The sequence below is a fragment of the Corynebacterium sp. HMSC078H07 genome, from assembly GCF_001812805.1.
Taxonomy (GTDB): Bacteria; Actinomycetota; Actinomycetes; order Mycobacteriales; family Mycobacteriaceae; genus Corynebacterium.
Genome location: NZ_KV810468.1, coordinates 1 through 594 on the forward strand (window position 1 = coordinate 1; position 594 = coordinate 594).

Annotated in this window: 1 protein-coding gene; it reads right to left on the bottom strand. The window is 50.3% G+C overall.

Annotated elements, in window-relative coordinates; genetic code table 11:
• Nucleotides 1-62 precede the first annotated feature (62 nt).
• Entirely contained in the window at nucleotides 63-293 is a 231-nt protein-coding gene (locus tag HMPREF2875_RS13475; protein ID WP_141746466.1) for a hypothetical protein, read from the bottom strand.
• Between the last annotated feature and the right edge of the window lie 301 nt (nucleotides 294-594).

A 594-nucleotide genomic window follows, 5' to 3' on the forward strand; every position in this document is an offset into this window, starting at 1 on the left:
CGTGCACGCTGACCCCAATCTGAGTGTTCCCGATACTGCCCAGGAGCAGCGAGCCCATATGACTACTTGTTCAAGCCGGTTAGAATCCAAGCACTACCCGGATTATCCAGAGAAAAACTGAGAGCAACTGTCGTTGACTCCATGATTAAAGAAGACGGACTTGATGGAGAACACAGATCAAGAGCCTGTCGAGAGAACTTCACCCATTTCTCGCTGTCGCCCTTTCCTCTAAGAAAGAGGAAGTTTTCTCGATCGGAGAAGCCGTGTTCTGGAACAGGGGGATCATCAGCCATGAGTGTTTCTTTGACTGTTTGATACGGAGTGTATGGGCACACGAGCGAAAACTCAGTCCACTCTGGTCCGTAGAGTTCCTCCAGTGTGATGGACTCAGTAACGGGGATCGCATGTCCCGATCGTCCTAGGGACGCGAGATGAGAAGCCAATGGGTCATCAAAACTACAAGAGGAGAGTAATAGGGAGACAATACTAGTGAACCCTATCCGTGCCATCATGCGTCTCATTAACATAACCGCCTTCTCGTGCCTATCCTAGGAAAGTGTAGATAGCAGTCCAATGCTAGCCCAGAGGGCGCAC